Source organism: Streptomyces sp. NPDC033131, from assembly GCF_055578365.1.
In genome coordinates this window covers 249,842-266,172 of record NZ_JBVIPA010000006.1, presented here as the reverse complement: position 1 = coordinate 266,172, position 16,331 = coordinate 249,842, and the positions used below count along the sequence as shown (strand labels likewise).

Below are 16,331 nucleotides of genomic sequence, written 5' to 3'. Positions count from 1 at the left end.
GTTACTCCGTTCCTGTCGGTTCGTCGAGGGCGGCGAGCAGGGCGGCCATGTGCGCCTCGGAGCGCGTCATGTCGGTGGTCGGGGTGGGGGTGCCACCGGGCAGGGCGTAGAGGTTGGGGCGGTCGGGCGTGGGCGTGTGCTCCCGGGCGATCCACGCACGCCAGTCGGCGCCCCAGGCGGCGGCGCTGCGGGGCGCCCATGCGGCTCGGTAGGCGCGCCACTTTTCGTCTGCGGCGTGCAGGGCGTGCTCGCCGAGTCGGTCGAGGTGGCCGTGGTCCTGGAGCCACGTACGGGCGTCGTTGTCGATCTGCCACTCGGTGGCGGAGATGAGTGGGGCAGAGCTGCTGCTCTTACCGTTCACCTTCGGTTCTCTTCTGTTCTGGGGGTCGGAATCCGTACCCCCTCCGGGTCGGAATCTGACCCCCCTGGGGACCGGATTCCGTTCCCCAGGGTCGGATTCCGGCCCCTCCTCGAAGTGCTCGGCTGGGTCGGATTCCAACCCCCCGAGGGTCGGAATGTGACCCCCCTGGAGGGTCGGATTCCGGTCCCCCTCCGTCGCCCGTTCGGAGAGGAACCGGGCGGCGACCGGGAGGCAGTAGTACGTCTCTCCTCGCGGCCCCTTGCGGTCGGCGAGCGGCACCAGCTCGCCGCTGGCGATCAGGTTCGTCAGCGCGTCGCGCACGGCGGTGCGGGAGGCGTTGGCGCGCTTCATGAGGGTGGGCACGGACGCGTACGCGACGCACTGCCGGTCACGGCACCGGTCGGCGATCAGGGCTAGGACCATGCGGGCGGTGCCTTTGCTGCGGCTGTGGTCCCACACCCATTCGCGGGCGTCATGGCTCATCGGGCGGCGGCTCCTAGGTCAGGTGGGGAGGTGCGGTCGGCCCTTGTCGGGCGAGCGCGGGGAGGGGTGGCTCGCAGCCCTGAGTGGAAGGCACGAGGAGGGCTGGTGGCGTCGTATAGCCAAGACAGCCACATCAATGCCGCACAAGTCCAGCATTCCGCCGGGAATTCAGACAGCTGACGGCGAACGCATGCTGCGAGGCATCACCAAAATTATAAACTCGGATCGGCCGTTGCCGAAATAATGCACCGTCAGACGAAGCCAGAAGGATCACATCGGAAGGCCGTTGACTCTTCGCCGGGGCGCAAGCTACAACACAACACCCCACGTCAGAGCCCGCTGTGAGGCGGGCGCAGACAGTGCTCACCGGACACCCGGAACTCATCTCACAGGTAACCCCGTCCGCGCGGGGCAACATAGCCGACGATCGCCGGTTAACCAAACCGGTGAATGGAAGCTACAAATGGAGCCATGGCAGCACGATCCCTGGAAATCGGACCGGCCGGAATACGGACCGCCCGAACCATCGAAATCCTCCGCACCGAACGCGGCCTCGCCCAGCGCGAGCTCGCCGCCCGCGTCACCGCCTTTGGACGTCCGATGACCAACACGATGCTGTCCCGCATCGAACGCGCCCAACGCCGCTGCGACATCGACGACCTCGTCGCCCTCGCCCAAGCCCTCCGGGTCTCGCCTCTGGCCCTCCTCCACGGGGCCAGCGCCGCGTAACCCCAGGCGCCGCCAACCGGACCGGCCTGCCACCCCGAACCGCCCCCGAGTAAAGGACCCGTCACCCTTGCGCCGACCCGCAATACCCCCTGCCCTTCCCCGCTCACGTTGCACCGCACGGGAGGTGATCGCGAATGGCTGACCGCCTCCTGACCGTGGCAGAGGCCGGCGAACTGCTCGGCACTGGCGAGCGCTTCGTCCGCCGCCTCATAGCCGAACGCCGCATCCGCTACGTCAAGCTCGGCCGCCCGGTCCGCATCCCCGAGAGCGTGGTCGCCGAGTACGTCGAGGCACGCACCGTCGAGCCGGTCCGCCGTGCCCGTTTCGGGAGGGCGGCCTGATGGCGGCACGCAAGCCGCAGCGGCGGCGCGAGTTCGGCACGGTACGCAAGCTCGCCTCCGGCCGGTGGCAGGCCCGCTATCTCGGACCGGACGGCCAGCGGCACAAGGCGCCGGAGACATTCGAGACCAAGTCCGACGCCCAGGACTGGCTCAACCTCCTCCGCGCGGACATCGAGCGCGACGTATGGCGTGATCCGGACGCCGGCGCGGTCAACTTCGAGAAGTACGGGCTGCGTTGGATGGAGGAGCGCGGCCTGGCCCCGACCACGCTCGACCGCTACGACGGCCTGCTGCGCCTGCACATCCTGCCGACGTTCGGCGCCAAGGACCTGGACGAGATCACCCCGCCCTCCGTCCGCACCTGGCGAGCCGAACGCTTGAAGGCGACCGGCGCCACCACGGTCGCCAAGTCGTACCGCCTGCTGAAGGCCATCCTTCAGACGGCGGTCGATGACGACCTCCTCCGCAGCAACCCGTGCCGCATCAAGGGCGCAGGCAAGGAGGAAGCCGATGAACGCCCCACGGCCACCATCGAGCAGGTCTTCGCCCTGGCCGACGCCATGGGCCCGCGCTGGCGTCTGATGGTCCTCCTCGGTGCCTTCGCCTCGCTCCGCCCGGAGGAACTGGCTGAACTGCGCCGCCACAGTGTCGATCTCGACGAATGCTCCCTGCGCGTCAGCCAGGCTTCGCCGGAGCTGACCAACGGCAGGCGCGTGACTGGTGACCCCAAGACCCGGGCGGGTAAGCGCACCGTCTACTTGCCCGACTTCATGCTCCCGGAACTGCGTCGCCATCTTCAGTGGTTCGCCGAGAAGGAGCGGGACGGCCTGATCTTCGTCGGAGAGAAGGGCGCCCCCTTCCGCCGCTCGACCTTCGGCCGCAAGTGGCGCAGGGCCCGCACGAAGGTCGGCATGCCCGGCAACTTCCGCTTCTACGACCTCCGCCACACCGGCAACACCCTCGCCGCCGACACCGGCGCCAAGCTGAAGGACCTCATGGTCCGCGCCGGCCAGTCCTCGGAGCGGGCCCAGCTGATCTATCAGCACTCGACGGCGAAGCACCAGAGAAGGCTGGCCCAAGGGATCGATGCCGAGGTGCGAGCCCAGCTTCGCGAAGGTGTGTCAGCTCAGCAGAGCGCTCAGAAGGCATAACGCTCCGCTGCCTCCGGCGTGTCGATTGTGCTCAGTGCGGCCGGCACGCCAAGGGGGCTGAGCTGCCGTTTTGGACCATGAGACCTCTTCCTTCGTCGTGTCCAGGCGCGATGTCTCCCTGACCAGCGTTATTTCTTGATTTTCGACCTCGAATGAGGGAGGATTTCCGGAAGTCGATGTAGCTCGTTGGGGAGGCTGGACATGACTGTCGTACACGCGGAGGACCTCCGGGCCCGTAACCGACTCGCCGAGCTTGGGCTGTCAGTTGAAGGGATCGAAGACGCGCTGCGGCGAGCCGAGGCCGAGCGTAATTTCTGCACCCCGCTGGACCCGGTCTCGCTGCCTGGCAACATCTTCTGGGGGCGGACGATCCGCTTCTTGCGGGAGACGTACATCCCGCAAGGTTGGACCAGCGCCAGTCCCAGTAACGTGCCGCTGCTTGTCGCGCCTTCGGGCGACTTCGCGATCACTGCCTCCAGTGGCAGTCCCGAGACTGGCTACGCTGCTCTTTCTCCCTCCACCCGCTACCCCAAGGGCAATGCGGTCATGAAGCGAGTGGAGACCAACCGGCAGCTGTTGCTGTTCGGTGAGCCGGAGGCGCCCCGTGAGGAGCAGGATGCCGGCGACGGTGTCCCTACCTGGTTCCTGCTCTACCACCACGCGAAGACTGACCAGGGGACCCGGCTCTACGCGGAGCTGTCCTTCCCGAACGATCCCGGGAACCGTGGCAAGATCAGCAGCTGGTACGAGCGGATCATCCTCCCCTGGATCGACTTCGAGGGCTTCACTCCCTTCGTCGACGACGCCGACGACCAGGGCGGCATCGACATCCCCATCGAACGTCGGGCCTGACCGGCCCGCCCCAACCTCCCCATTGGCTCCTCTCATGACCACCGCATCTCGGCTCGTCCTGGCGCGCAAGCGCCGAGGACTCACCGTCACCCGCCTCGCGCAGCTCGTCAGCCTGACCCCGCGCAGGTTGTCCGACTACGAGAGCGGGCGGGCTGTACCCAGCCAGCCGTCGCTGGAAGCGATTGCGACGGCGCTGGAGTTCCCTCCTGCCTTCTTCAGCGCCGAAGAGGTCGCCGATCTGACGGTCGACTCGGTGAGCTTCCGTGCCCTAAGCAAGATGACCGCATCGCAGCGGGACATCGCCCTGAGCTCTGGGCGGCTGGCGCGAGTGCTGCAGGACTGGATCGCTGCACACTTTCGTCTGCCGACTCCCGACATTCCGTCGCTGACTTCATTCAGCCGGCTCGGCCCGGACGAGGACCAGATCCCGCACCCAGGAGAGGCGGCAGGCACAGACTGGCCTGCGGAGGAAGCCGCCGCGCTGGTGCGAGCCCGTTGGGGACTGGGGAATGCCCCGATGCCGAATGTGGTGCACCAGCTCGAAGCCCACGGCGTTCGCGTCTTCTCGCTCTCCCGGGCCTGCCCGGAGGTCGACGCGTTTTCCTTCTGGGACCGGGGGGTCCCTTTCGTGCTGCTGAGCACGGAGAAAACTGCGGAACGCGGGCGCTTCGACGCGGCCCATGAACTCGGGCACCTCGTCCTGCATGGCGAGGAACAGATGCCACACGGGCCCCAGGCCGAAGCCGAAGCCCACAGATTTGCGGCCGCGTTCCTCATGCCGCGAGCAGACGTGCTTGCTCACGCACCACGGGGAGCGAGCACCAACTGGATCCTCCAGGCCAAGCGGCGCTGGAAAGTCGCCGCCATGGCTCTTGCCCACCGATTGCACGAACTGGGCCTCACCACCGAGTGGCAGTACCGGACCCACTGTGTGGAACTGGGCCGCCTCGGCTACCGCAAGTCGGAGCCCCGAAGTGGGGTTGTCCGTGAGACCTCGCAAGTGCTGGGCAAGGTGTTCACTGCCCTGCGCAGTGAAGGCACACGCCCTGCGGACGTGGCCCGAGAGCTACATCTGCATCCCGCCGATCTCAACGACCTGATCTTCGGCCTAGTTGTCACTGCGCAGGACGGCGACGGGCAACCGCATCAGAGCATGAACAGTCGGCCGCGGCTATCCGTCGTCCGCTGACAGGCCGCTGGGCTGCCAGCCTCGGTGACACCCGGGGCGGTGACACTTCATACCGCTTCCAGATCGAGGGCGGCTTCCTCGACTGCGAGGTATGTGTCTGTCGTCGCGGCCTCCAGGTATCCGTCCCGGGCGGGGATCGCCGGCTCGGGGCTGACAGCGATGAGTTGCTCCCAAGTCTGCTGGTCCCCTTCGGCAATGCCACGCCGAACAGCTGCAAGGTATCCGCTCCTCTGCTCGGTCCTGAGGTGCTGCACCAGGCTTCGCGCCTTGGCCACTTGCCGTGTGTATTGTGCGTCACTGACCTGCCGATTTACCTCGTTGTCGATTCGACGAAGTGGAACCGGCAGCGAACGGACATCAGGCTCTAGCGGCAATTCGCTTACGTAGGGCGTGTATTCGGGGCGCGTTCGGCGAACCTCCTCCGCGATGTGGCGTTCCATACCAGCGACTTCGCGGCACGCGCCATACAGCCGACGAGACATCCCAAGGATGAGGTCCGTTCCTGGAAGCCTGACGGTCAGCATGTCCAGGCCGTCCTGGTCGCGGATCGTTCCCTCAGCGGCGTATCCGCCGACTCGGCGGCGCAGATCATCCGTCGCTGCGTCGCGTTCCAACAGGCGCAAGGTGTCCGAGCGCTGCAGACCCTGTCCGGCCTCGGGTCTACCGACAGGGGTGACTCGCAGTAGGGCCGGCGGCAGCGACGCCAGGGTGAAGTACGTCATCATGCGGGCACGCGCGAGGCCCAACAACATCTCGTCGCTGTCCTGAGCCTGGTCGTCAGTACCGACTCCGCTGTTGTCGGCACCATGGTCCTCACTCTCCACGTCGATCACCATGAAGAGGCGTTGTTCAAGGCTTGTGCCGCACAACACTTTGTGATGTGGAGCGGGGAGTAGGGCACCCACGTCCAACTGCTTCGCCCCTTTTCGGCGGGACGGCGTTCGTAGCCAGCGACCTCCCTTCGCCTCGACCAGCCAGACTTCGGAATCTGCTGGATGCGTGCCGAACAGATCGGGCAAACTGCTGGTCTTCTCCCAACCCGAAGCGGCTCCGGGCGGTGCTGCGCTTTCCGCATGCGTCGTAGGGCCGAGCCCCATGAGTGTGCGGCAGGCCCATTCGGCCATCGTCATGCCGATGTGATAGCCGAACGCCGTACGGGTCGAGCTTTCCGTTCCGTGGGAGTAAACGGCGCTGGGGATGATCTTCCGTCCCGGCTGTGGCCCTTGATCCGTCTCCACGCTGTCGCGCACGAGATACGCCGACAACGGATACCGCCGTGCCATGATCTCGCGACGGGCCAGTCGGGGTACGGAGGCGACCCAAGGGGTGATGTCTCGGCCGACTGTGGTGGTGGCGTCGAGCAGGGCACGCCAGGTGGTGCTGACGAGATAGTCCCCGTCGGGAGGGATGCTGTTCGATGCCGGCCAGGGCTGCCGGGCCAGCTCCACCTCTGCGCGCGAGGGACCTTTCGCGGGGTTCAAAGGGGAGCTGCGTCTGACGAATACCGGTACGTCGAAAGCATCGGGCGCAGACATCGTGATGTCGCTCGCCCCAGGTGGAGGAAGCATCTGCACACTCTGCCATCGGCCGCGCGCAAGCCCTCGATAACTGCTGCTTTGCCGGAGCTACTTGACCGCTGTTTGCGCACTATGTGACTCAGGTCACCGAAAGTCGATCTCAGGATTCGAGACGCCTTGCCGTTGTGGTGCCTGAACTGTCGCCTGGAGGGGGCGCCAGGGAGTGTCTGACCTCGCCTTAGGGCACGTGGAGGGCACGGAGCCCTTGAATTGGTCTAGACAACAAAAAACCCCCGGGTTCATGACCAGGGGGTTCGTATTGGAGCGGGTGACGAGAATCGAACTCGCACTCTCAGCTTGGGAAGCTCGTGTGCTTTGGTCCCGTCTCCCGCGCTGACCTGCGATCGAGGGTGTCTGTATCCGAGCTGACTGCCGAGTAGCTCCCCGGTGTTCCCCGTGGTTCCCCGCACGACCTGGCACGGTTCTGGCACGGCTGTCGTGGGTGCTGGTCACTGCTCCAAGGGCGTTGTCAGTGGGGGTGGTTAGCTTCCGTGGCAGAGATGAGCCGGTTCGATGTTCTCGCCGAAGAACACGGCGGCTAAGGGGGATGGCCGGATAGGGGTCCCCGGACCGCTGGGTCTCGGGACGCCGAATGGCTCCGTACCCACCCCCCTCACAACCTTCTGATCCGTAGCTCTACAGAGATGGGCCATTGGGGGTCATGAGGCTGCGGGGAGGGGCTCGGCGACCGGTGCTGGTCGCTGCCGGTTGCTGGGGTTGCTGTACCTCATTGCCGTAGAGCAGGATCGCGACCGGGGGGTGGACATGGAACGCGAACAGCTCGAACGGCTGCTGGGCGGTGGCGACGACACGTCATCGATCGCTCTGGCTGCACTCCGCGCCGGCGCTTCGTACGTCGTCTGGGACGGAACGACGTCATCCAAGTCGCTCGCGACGGTCTACCGGCGCCGACTCCGTCACACCCTTCGGAAGGGCATCCAGACCTCCGGCTTGGCTCGGGCCGTGCAACGCCTCGACCTATACGGCCGACCGGTTCGCCTGGGGCAGATCAGGACTGCCGACGGGGCGTGGATCTTCATGCTCTTTCTCGACGCGGACGGCAGCACGCGGGTGGCGTGCACTGGCGTTCGCCAATCCCAACCAGGCTCGACACGACCAGATACCTGCTGAACCCGTGCACCGCCAACACGCTTTCCAACTGTCCGCATGACTGTCCAGAGGCATTCGCAGGGGTTCGCTGGACAGGTCAGAGAGCGTGCGCGTACGGCTGTGAACGGTGGTGGCTGTGGGTGTACTGGACAAAGACCAGGACAACGAGCGGCCCAGTTCCGGGCTCTCGGCTCAGACGCACACGGTTCATGGTCAACCCCGTTGGAATGGCTCACGCCAGGTCCGTGTAACACCACGAGCTTCGGCGGCCGCAGCGATGTCGTCCGGCACGGGGCCCGCTTCGGATGCCCTGGCCAGATCCACGTACATGAGCGCAGCTGTTGAGCTGCCGAGATGAGTTCCGTGACCCTCGACTCCCCAGCGGGCGAGGTGACGTGCCCCCTCGTCCAGGCCATCCTCGGTAGCGTCGGGAAAGATCTCGCGTAGGGCAGCGCGAGCGATCTCCACAGCGCTTCGTGTCTGCATCGGAACAGTCCTTCCAGAGGGTCATGGTTGGTTGGCGCGTACGGCGCACACGAGGCACTTGTCCTCGTAACCGGTCATCCACAGCACCGCACGGGCAAGGCTCTCGGCAGAGTCGAGAGCCTCGTTGCGGTCCAGTTCCGCAAGTTCGGCCGTGCAGAGCACATCTCGGACGAGGATCTCCCAGTGGTCCTGAGCCTTCTTCCAGTCTCCCCGATGCGCCCGCCTTACGTAACGATCCAGGAACTCCTGGTCCTCTGCGCTCTTCAGATGCAGTGACTCGAGAAAGGTGATCTTTCCCGGTAGCTTGAGGCGGCGCCCCAGACCCCTTTGCTGAAAAAGGTGGTTGGTAGCAATTTCTTTGACCCGCTGCATCCGGGCAGCGATCACATGACCTGCCACTCCACCGATCAGGGCGGGTACCAGCAGCCAGCCAAGTATCGATGCGGCCCAGGACGATTCGTGCACGGGTCGATCGATGAGCGTGAACACCCTGTAGATGCCGCTCCAACCCTTTTCGGATCGGCTGGCACCGAATACCCAGAAGAACCCGATGACCAGGGCGATCGGCACACCCCAGTCGAGGAACCACTGCGTGACGCCCGACAGCGCCTTGCGCGAGCGGAACGTACGCCGCATCCACACAGCCACGGACTGCCCACGCAGCGGTAACAAAGACGGTGGCAGAGGCGGCTGAGGTGGTGGCAACGGAGGTCCCCCAAGGAGACGATAGGGCTCGGTCACCGCAAGTGACGCTTTCATGCGGTCCGCGGTTGCAGCCTCCGATGGGTATCTGCAAGAACCATGAGATCTTCTAGCTGGTGGGGGTACCGGACGCTCATCAGGACCTCGCCAACCATACGGTGGGATGGTCGCCCGCATCTGGTCGATGATCGCGCAACCTCGCGCAGCGGGCATCTGTGCCACAACGGCTTTCAAGAGCGTCGCGCCCTGAGCCTCCGCGGCCCTCTGACCTGCCTCGATACGCGGCCAGGCGGCTCAACTGCCCGTACTGGCCCACACATGGCCCACAGCCTTCAGTACGGCGAGACGATATGAAGCACGCCGCGTAGGTCGACACCCGCTTTGGGAGTTCGATCACTCCTCGGCTCTGCCGGGGAGCCGCCCGACCCCGCCCGTTGTTGAGGACTACCTAGGAGTGCTGGCGTCCGGGGTCGTTGATGTCACCTGTGGATGTCAGAATGGTGCAACCGCACGGGCTCGCTGGCACGATGCTCCCCTGGAGCGCATCAAAGCGGAGAGCGTGGCGTACTTCCGATCCCTTGACGAGGGGCCGCCCTGCGGCACCACTTTCGCCACGTCGACGAGGAGGGCGGCTTGTGATACTTCGAGGCTGTACCCGACCGCGGTGAGTTGATCGCCATCAAGCAGGCCGAGCTGACTCCGGCCGGCCGACTCCACCGGTACAGGTGGGAGCACCTGGAGGACGAGCACGGCTTCCTGACAGACCAGGCGCACGACCCTGAAGAGGTCCCGCTGGAAGCCATCCCGGCCGAAGAATTCCAGCGGGTCAGGACTCACTGACTGGGGTAGACAACCACTTGGGAGAGCGGCAGGGGAATAGAGGCGCTGACCTGGAGCTTCGATACCTGGTCAGGCTGCCGAGAACTCGACCTCGCGTCACCTCCGTTGACCGTGGCTGCCCCCTGCATCTGGCACGGCAGTGACACGAACCTCAGCCGACGACAGCCAGCCACGACGGCGGGTGCGCCGGCCGACTACGCGCGCGTGTGCCTCGCTGCACCCCCACCGGCCTCCGCCACGCTGCCGCTGCCGTCGACAAGAGCAAGCCACGATGGCCGTCCCACAAAGACGGCGCCTGAGCCCTTAGCTCGCGAAGTATGCCCGTTGCCACGTTGACCTGCGGTAGACCGGCTACGGGACTTACCTGGTGGTGACCTGAGTCCCCGCCCTTCCCCCGTGGTTCCCGCACGATTTGGCGCGGCTCTGACACGAGCTCTTCGCTCCGAACTCTCGGGACCTTGTCGGTCACCTGCGGTTTCGGTGGTTGCTGTACTCCACCGCTGTACAGCAACCCCTTCACTCCCATAGATGATCAGCATCGGGCCTACAATTCGCGACCCGCGTCGGTCGGTGATTGGGCAAGTGGTACGGCCGGGCCGTGACGACGGCGGAGCCCTCAGCTGGGAAGCCCTGGGGCTGCGACCACACGGTGGTAGTGAGACCGTTGAGTTCCGGGCCGGTACTGCACTCAATCAGCGAGAAGTCGACATACAGAGCGTGTTGTTGCCCTAACCTTGGGCTCATCGATGCACAGCAAGGGGGAGCAATGCCTGATCCGATCACGACTAGCCTCGTATCTACTGCAGGTGCCGCTGCTGGGCGCGCTGTAAGCCCGCTTCTAATCGGAGGTGCTCGATCGCGTCTTGAGCGACGGGCTATCAGAAAGCGAGCGGCTACTGTAGAACTTCACGGTGCAGACGATGTTAGCAAAGCGCTAGTAGGAGTTTCAGCTGTAGACCGGGAAAACATTCTCCGGTTCATGAAGTCTGCCGAGTTCGAGAACCTGTGCTTCGAGGTGGCTGTTGCTGCTTGCATGCCAGGCAATCCAGAAGCGCATTTGGAGGTGCTGAATAATACCATGGAGACTTCTCTCCGCAGATATAGTGGAGTGGAGGATGAAGAACTGAAAATGTCCTGAATGAGCTTGGTTATCCGGGATTTCGGTGGAATCATGAGGAAAGTGGCCGTATTGCAGGCGAAGTAGTCAGTGCGCTGCTTCCTGCACAAAGGCCATGGATGGAGGGCAGGCAGAGTTTTATCACCTACTCTTTCCATCTTCCTCCTGATCCAAACAACACCGCATGCCAGCTCTTGGGCTGGATGCTCGGGATGGAGTTCGAAGCGGACGACAGAAATAGTTCTGAGGAAGACCGGGATGGTGAGAGTCTCCTGGACTTCGGCACCCATGAACTATTCGTGCGCGTTGCAAAGGCTCACCGGAGGGGAGTATACGACTCCGGATTGGATAAGTATCGTGCGATGTTTACTCCCGAGTTCTTTGATTTCGTTTGCAGGTGGTGTAAAGGCGAGTTTTCGCTATCAACTGCGGGATCGTTTGAAGTCTAGAATTTTACTGCCGCAAATTCCCGAGCTTGGGAGGGCCGACCGTTACAGTCGAGGTATTTCTCCGACTGCTGTAGAGGTGCCTGCATGCTATGCGCGTGGCACGGGCGCCGGCCGGGCTGGAGCGGGACGGAGGCAGGAGCGCAGGCCCGGCCGGGGGCCGGGCCGCGCGCGGGGAGCGGAGCGAGCCGCCTTGAACCCGTAGAGAGAGTTGTAACTCAGTCGGCAGTACGGGGTGTCTGTCTCGGTTGATAGTTGACAATGCGGTGCACCTGATGCCTGACACGCCTACCTTGCCCTACTGTGCGTATCTTCTGCGCCGTTGACCACAGGGCTGACTCCCGCGAGGTCGGGAGTAGGTATCACCGATGCCGCAGCCGGGCAGCCTCAGGTACACCGGTCAGTGCTTGGGGGGCTTGTGAACATAGCTGCTGTGCTTGTGTCTGTTGTCGCTCTGCTGGTGTCAGGAGCGGCTTCGTACCGTCAGTTGACGCTCGCTAGGCATGCCAACACGTTGCCTGTCCTAGTAGAGCTGTTCCGAGAACATCGAAGTGACTACCTGGCGGAAGCGCGCTTCTTTGTGCACCAAGAGCTGCCCGGATACGACGTCTCGGAGGGGCTGAACAGTCTTCCTCCCGACAAGCGCAAACTGGTACGCGACCTTGCTTGGTATTACGACAACTTGGGAGCCCTCGTAGCTCACGAGATAGTCGATATTGGCCCAGTTTCAGGTTACTTGGGCGGTTCGGTGATCTCTACCTGGGAGAGCATGAAGCCTCTTGTGATTGCTCACCGTAGCTTTAGGTATGGAGGGTCGCCTGATGACGTCCAGTGGCAGGGCTACTACGAGAATCTCTATCACCTGGTCAAGCAGAACCCCCCAGAGGAAATGCGTCGCAGGCTTGAGAGGTGGTCGTTGGGCGCCTCTGTCCGTACTCGGAACTGAGTCAACTACCTGAGATGCGTCACGAGATCACGGACCATAGAGGGGCTGAGTACTGCTTAGGACGGCTGCCGATCAGCAAGTGGCGTAGGTCTTGGCGCTGGCTGCCGTTGAGGTTCAGGACCTCCGTGAGGTGGCGGAACGTCGTGTGGGTGACTCCGCGGCTTCGGGCCTCGTCCTCGAACCGGTCGAGCTGCGAGAGCACGTTGTCGCGGTCGAGTTTCACCGCTGGCTGGTCCTTGAGCCAAGCGGCCTTGTTGCGCTCGTAGTCGATTTCCGAGTAGCCGCAGACTTCGCGGCTGTGGGCCTCCACCTCGTCCAGGGTGGCGGTCGACAGGATGGCGCGAGCCAGCTCGTTGCGGTTCAAAGCGTCGTCCAGGTCGACTTCGTGGACCCTCGGGCCGTCGTCCGTGAGCGGAATGGGGAGTCCGGCGTCCCTTACTTTGCAGATGCCTCGTACTCCGCGCGCTGTTGCAGCGAGCATCCCGGTGGCCTCGGACGGGTGCCACTCCAGGACCGAGCTGACCGACTCTGCGTCCTTCGCGGTCAATGTGCGGACGAGGGGCCCGAGCAAGCGGCGCACCTCGTCGATCGGGAGTTCACCATCCAGGCCGGGACCGGCAACCAAGAGCCTGACGGGAGCGGTCACCTGGCAGCACGCGGCCAGCGTGAGGGCGTCGGCCAGTGGGCTCTTCAGTGTCGGTTCGTCGCCTCGCGCGAGGATGTCACCGCCCACGTCCAGGAGGTCGATCGAGGTCGGCGCCAAGTGGTCGACCAGCTCTTCGAGTTGGCGTGTGATGCCCTCGGCTCCGTGGTACGGGTCGATCAGGGCGAAGGTGTGCGGGAGCTCCGCCGCGAGTCGCGGGAGGGTAGATCCTGCGGGGGCGATCGGGCGTGCTTCGGCTGGCACCGACCAGACAGAAGGCGTGACGGGTTCGAGGCCCGTGAAGTCGGATGGGCCTCGGGGGCCTGGGACGGGGTCGACCAAGAGGCGGTCCCACGCGTACGTGAGGATCACCGCCTGGTCCTCGTCGCCGTAAAGGGCGGCGTCAAGCATTGCGGCGGCGACTGCGTCGCCCCCTCCTCCTGCTGCGACGATCAACCGCGTCATGTGGTCAACATTACGGGTTCGGCGTCTGGCCACTCACCCTATAGTGGCTAGAGGCCATAGCCACTTGGACGAGGAGGGGACATGCCTCAGATCGAAGAGGCGCAGCCGAAGTATCTCCAGATCGCTCACTACATCCGCGATCAGATCCTTCGGGGCGACCTGAGGCCGGGGGACGAGGTCCCTTCGGAGCGACAACTGGCGGCTAACTGGAAGGTGTCCAGGCCGACGGCCGCGCGGTCGTTGGAGGCACTCAGCCATCAGGGGCTCGTCGAGAAGCGGCAGGGTTCGGGCACGTACGTGAGGAGCCTTGAAGTCAACCGGCGGGCCAGGGAGTTGTACGGGCGCGCGCGGCAGACCGGGAAGATCTACACCCCCGGTGAGTACGCGGTGATCACCTCGGCCGGCTGGCTGGAGGCGCCGGATCACGTGGCTGAGGCGCTCGGTCTGGTGAAGGATCGTCGGGCGGTGCACCGCCGGCGGGTGACCAACAATCAGGACGGACCCATCAACCTGTCCACCTCGTGGTTCGCACCAGACGTCGGACAACGCGCGCCCAACCTACTGGAGCCCGAACGGATCCAAGAGGGCACTTTGATGTACGTGGAGAACATGACGGGACGGCAGGGGAGTTACGCCGAAGACCGCATGTGTGCCCGGCAGGCAACCGACGAGGAGGCGGCGGACCTCCAACTCGACGTCGGTTCTGCGGTCTTGATCGTGCACCACGTCGTGTTCGACCTCCAAGACCGGCCGTTGGAGTTCGCCGAAGCCACCTACCCGCCGCACCGCTGGGCGTTCGAGCAGGGCTACCCGCTCACCTGACGGTTCGTCATTTCGGCGAACCGCTTGCGTCCCACGAGTGGCCAATGCCACTATCCAGTAAGTGGCTAAGGCCACTTACTGAAAGGGGGCACGGAGTGACGGGTCAGCCGCCGGAACAGGGCGCGCACTTAACTTGCCGGGGATGCCGAGGGCGAGGCTGGAAACGAGTCAGCTCGCGGACGGCCCTGGCGCTCTCGACCGTCAACGACCGTGCCCGTGCCGCATCGAAACGGCGCTGCCTCGACTGCGACGGCAGCGGCAAGGAGTGAGCACGGATGGCCTACACGCTCGACCGCTACCCCTCCGAGGACGCGCCGCGACTCGGTGCGATGACCTTGCATCCCGTAGCGGAGTCGGTGCCTCGGGCTCGACGCTGGTTCCGGAAGTTCATCGCCCCCTACAACCCGGCCTGCTCGGTCGACGACTGCCTGTTGATGATCTCGGAGTTGGTGACCAACGCCATCGCCTACGGCAGGTCGGACGACCCGTGGCTCGTCCGGGTGGAGTGGTTCCGTGAGGGAACCTCGCTCCGGGTTGAAGTGCACAACCCGGGATTCCCGGCGAATGTACGGCTGCGGCACCCCGATGCTGCCGACGCGCACGGGCGCGGGCTGCTCCTCGTCGACTCCATCGCCGAGTCATGGCACTCCGGCCCCAGTCGGCGCGGCGGAACCCTTGTTTCCTTCGTGATGGCCGATGCCTGGCCGGCCTGAGACGTGTGTGACGCCGCAGTACTGCGCAACTGATTTTGTCGCTAGTCTGGTTGACCAGTTGACTTGGCCAATCCCGACGGGCGGCGTTCATGGCGTATGAAGTGGAGGCACCGAAGTACGTACGCCTCGCGCAGACGATCCAACGCCGCATCGAGGATGGCACGTACCCGCCAGGCACGCGGGTCCCCAGTGAGAATCAGCTGGTCCAATCCTTCGGGATGTCCCGCCCGACTGTCGTACGCGCCCTAGAGCTGCTGAAACGAGACGGCTGGCTGGAGTCCCGGCAGGGGTACGGCACGATCGTGCGCGGGCGACCGGCCGTCATCGAGCAGAAGGACCGCCGCGGGCGCGAAGTACTGGAGCGCGACGAGTCACGGACTCCGGGGCGTCTGGTTGCAGTCGACCAAGTGCCGGTTCCGGCGCGCATCGCCTCCGCGCTCGGGTTGCCGAAGCGTGCCAAGGTTCTTGTGCGCAGGTTCCTCGTCGTGGAGGACGGCGAACCTGCCGAGCTGGTCTCGTCGTACTTCCCCGCCGGCTTGATCGAGGGCACTGAGTTGGGGAGTGCCGCACCCTTGAGTGGCGGCACCCGTGATCACCTTGAGGCGCGAAAGAAGGTCCGCTTCGACCACGTGACGGAACGGGTCTCGGCTCGGCTGCCCGAGGGCGGTGAGGCCGAGCTTCTGGAACTGCCGGTCGGTGTACCCGTGCTCAGCGTCCTGGTCGTCGCGTGCGATGCATCTGGTCAGGCGTTGCAAGTCTCTGACGTGCTACTTCCGGCGGATCGACAGGAACTCGAAGACACATACCGGCTCAGCTGAGTCGGTGGACGCATTGGCTACTTCCTGAGCGGCTGTGACGGTCTACGTCAGGTGCGTCGGGTGGCGAGTCGGTAGATCAGGTAAGTAAAGCCAAGGATCACGTCGACGGCTACCCACAGGCCGATGATGAGACCCACGCCGATGGTGGTTCCGACGTCGCCTGCGTCCTCGCACAGCTTCAGGGCGTCGCCTGTCAGGCCTCGGCACTCCTCGGATGTACCGCTTCCGCTCGTGGCGCCCGTGATCACCCAGATCAGGAACAGGATCTGGATGGCAAGGAAGAACCACAGGAAGACGCGACGGCGTTTTTTTGGCGGGGGTATCGTCCCGCCTTGATCAGGGCTGCTTGGCGGGGGGCCTTGCGTTGGTGCTGACCAGGCTGCCGGCAGTGGTGGGGAACCTGTCGAGTTCCGCGGACCCCATGCCTGCGGCTCTTGAGCGCGGTTTCGTCTGCCCATGTCGCGCCCTCCTCTGTGCTGCCTGACTTCATGGTGCGCGTGCGGTACCGGTCGCGCTCGTTGACCGCCACCAAGCCTCTTG

At 64.7% G+C, this 16,331-nt stretch carries 17 protein-coding genes; 12 read left to right on the top strand and 5 right to left on the bottom strand.

Translation table 11 applies throughout. The features are described from left to right. Position 1 precedes the first annotated feature (1 nt). Positions 2 to 844, bottom strand: coding sequence for a helix-turn-helix domain-containing protein (locus ACZ5XS_RS11615; protein WP_468650113.1), 843 nt, complete (start codon positions 842 to 844; stop codon positions 2 to 4). A gap of 471 nt (positions 845 to 1,315) precedes the next feature. On the opposite strand from ACZ5XS_RS11615, the gene ACZ5XS_RS11610 reads away from it, so the two are divergent. The 5 genes from ACZ5XS_RS11610 to ACZ5XS_RS11590 all read left to right on the top strand — a co-directional run bounded on the left by ACZ5XS_RS11610 (position 1,316) and on the right by ACZ5XS_RS11590 (position 5,106). Continuing rightward, positions 1,316 to 1,573, top strand: coding sequence for a helix-turn-helix domain-containing protein (locus ACZ5XS_RS11610; protein ID WP_468650111.1), 258 nt, complete (start codon positions 1,316 to 1,318; stop codon positions 1,571 to 1,573). A 134-nt stretch (positions 1,574 to 1,707) separates the two neighbouring features. After that, positions 1,708 to 1,914 (top strand): helix-turn-helix domain-containing protein, encoded by a 207-nt coding sequence (locus ACZ5XS_RS11605; protein WP_468650109.1) that lies wholly within the window; start codon positions 1,708 to 1,710, stop codon positions 1,912 to 1,914. Next, on the top strand, positions 1,914 to 3,065 hold the full coding sequence (locus ACZ5XS_RS11600) for a tyrosine-type recombinase/integrase (protein WP_468650108.1): 1,152 nt from the start codon (positions 1,914 to 1,916) through the stop codon (positions 3,063 to 3,065). Before ACZ5XS_RS11605 ends, ACZ5XS_RS11600 begins: the two co-directional genes overlap by 1 nt. 201 nt (positions 3,066 to 3,266) lie before the next feature. Next, positions 3,267 to 3,917: a hypothetical protein gene (locus tag ACZ5XS_RS11595; protein WP_468650106.1), complete on the top strand. Its 651-nt coding sequence runs from the start codon at positions 3,267 to 3,269 to the stop codon at positions 3,915 to 3,917. A 34-nt stretch (positions 3,918 to 3,951) separates the two neighbouring features. Continuing rightward, complete coding sequence (locus tag ACZ5XS_RS11590) at positions 3,952 to 5,106, top strand: helix-turn-helix domain-containing protein (protein WP_468650104.1); 1,155 nt, start codon at positions 3,952 to 3,954, stop codon at positions 5,104 to 5,106. A 47-nt stretch (positions 5,107 to 5,153) separates the two neighbouring features. Here the strand turns inward: ACZ5XS_RS11590 and ACZ5XS_RS11585 are convergent, their stop codons facing one another. Next, a complete protein-coding gene (locus tag ACZ5XS_RS11585) occupies positions 5,154 to 6,554 on the bottom strand; it encodes a hypothetical protein (RefSeq protein WP_468650102.1) in 1,401 nt (466 codons plus the stop codon). A gap of 894 nt (positions 6,555 to 7,448) precedes the next feature. Between ACZ5XS_RS11585 and ACZ5XS_RS11580 the strand changes: the two genes are divergently transcribed. After that, entirely contained in the window at positions 7,449 to 7,814 is a 366-nt protein-coding gene (locus ACZ5XS_RS11580) for a hypothetical protein (protein ID WP_468650100.1), read from the top strand. Between the two features lie 486 nt (positions 7,815 to 8,300). Here ACZ5XS_RS11580 and ACZ5XS_RS11575 read toward each other — a convergent pair whose 3' ends face one another. Further along, complete coding sequence (locus tag ACZ5XS_RS11575; protein WP_468650098.1) at positions 8,301 to 8,915, bottom strand: DUF6313 family protein; 615 nt, start codon at positions 8,913 to 8,915, stop codon at positions 8,301 to 8,303. Positions 8,916 to 9,650: 735 nt separating this feature from the next. Between ACZ5XS_RS11575 and ACZ5XS_RS11570 the strand changes: the two genes are divergently transcribed. The 3 genes from ACZ5XS_RS11570 to ACZ5XS_RS11560 all read left to right on the top strand — a co-directional run bounded on the left by ACZ5XS_RS11570 (position 9,651) and on the right by ACZ5XS_RS11560 (position 12,330). Further along, complete coding sequence (locus tag ACZ5XS_RS11570; protein ID WP_468650096.1) at positions 9,651 to 9,821, top strand: hypothetical protein; 171 nt, start codon at positions 9,651 to 9,653, stop codon at positions 9,819 to 9,821. A gap of 979 nt (positions 9,822 to 10,800) precedes the next feature. After that, positions 10,801 to 10,959: a hypothetical protein gene (locus ACZ5XS_RS11565; protein WP_468650095.1), complete on the top strand. Its 159-nt coding sequence runs from the start codon at positions 10,801 to 10,803 to the stop codon at positions 10,957 to 10,959. An 828-nt stretch (positions 10,960 to 11,787) separates the two neighbouring features. Then, positions 11,788 to 12,330, top strand: a complete 543-nt coding sequence (locus ACZ5XS_RS11560; RefSeq protein ID WP_468650196.1) for a DUF4760 domain-containing protein — start codon at positions 11,788 to 11,790, stop codon at positions 12,328 to 12,330. 19 nt (positions 12,331 to 12,349) lie between these two features. Here ACZ5XS_RS11560 and ACZ5XS_RS11555 read toward each other — a convergent pair whose 3' ends face one another. Further along, positions 12,350 to 13,438 carry a DUF1152 domain-containing protein gene (locus tag ACZ5XS_RS11555; RefSeq protein WP_468650093.1) on the bottom strand — a complete coding sequence of 363 codons (1,089 nt, stop codon included), beginning with the start codon at positions 13,436 to 13,438 and terminating at the stop codon, positions 12,350 to 12,352. Positions 13,439 to 13,519: 81 nt separating this feature from the next. Between ACZ5XS_RS11555 and ACZ5XS_RS11550 the strand changes: the two genes are divergently transcribed. The 3 genes from ACZ5XS_RS11550 to ACZ5XS_RS11540 all read left to right on the top strand — a co-directional run bounded on the left by ACZ5XS_RS11550 (position 13,520) and on the right by ACZ5XS_RS11540 (position 15,791). Next, positions 13,520 to 14,260: a GntR family transcriptional regulator gene (locus ACZ5XS_RS11550; RefSeq protein ID WP_468650091.1), complete on the top strand. Its 741-nt coding sequence runs from the start codon at positions 13,520 to 13,522 to the stop codon at positions 14,258 to 14,260. Positions 14,261 to 14,535: 275 nt separating this feature from the next. Further along, entirely contained in the window at positions 14,536 to 14,973 is a 438-nt protein-coding gene (locus ACZ5XS_RS11545; protein WP_468650089.1) for an ATP-binding protein, read from the top strand. Positions 14,974 to 15,062: 89 nt separating this feature from the next. Beyond that, positions 15,063 to 15,791: a GntR family transcriptional regulator gene (locus ACZ5XS_RS11540; RefSeq protein ID WP_468650087.1), complete on the top strand. Its 729-nt coding sequence runs from the start codon at positions 15,063 to 15,065 to the stop codon at positions 15,789 to 15,791. Positions 15,792 to 15,838: 47 nt separating this feature from the next. Here ACZ5XS_RS11540 and ACZ5XS_RS11535 read toward each other — a convergent pair whose 3' ends face one another. Further along, on the bottom strand, positions 15,839 to 16,249 hold the full coding sequence (locus tag ACZ5XS_RS11535) for a hypothetical protein (protein WP_329338710.1): 411 nt from the start codon (positions 16,247 to 16,249) through the stop codon (positions 15,839 to 15,841). Positions 16,250 to 16,331 lie beyond the last annotated feature (82 nt).